Source organism: Pseudoalteromonas aliena (assembly GCF_038155085.1).
Taxonomy (GTDB): Bacteria; Pseudomonadota; Gammaproteobacteria; order Enterobacterales; family Alteromonadaceae; genus Pseudoalteromonas; species Pseudoalteromonas aliena_A.
Map to the genome: position 1 here is coordinate 1 of NZ_JBAKAU010000058.1, position 267 is coordinate 267.

General features: G+C 37.8%; 1 protein-coding gene. It reads left to right on the plus strand.

Annotation, left to right across the window (positions count from 1 at the left end; genetic code table 11):
• Nucleotides 1-267: hypothetical protein (locus V6260_RS18530; RefSeq protein WP_341595566.1), on the plus strand; the 267-nt coding region annotated here is incomplete at both ends.

Genomic DNA, 267 nt, shown 5'->3' on the forward strand with positions numbered 1-267 from the left:
GCAAAATCGACCCAGATTGGTATAAAGATGTTGATTTAGCTATCGTAGTTGACCGTAGAAGTAATCGTGATATTGTTGCAGGTTGTGGAATGGCGTTTTGTAGTGATGCAGTAGGATATTTCATGGAAGATGTATCTAAAATGGCTGATATGGATTGGAAATGTGTAGAAGGCGGTATTTCTGACGCTATGGTTTTTGCAGAAAATGGGATTAACTCAATCAACTTATCAGCAGGCTATATGAATGAACATACAGCAAACGAATATG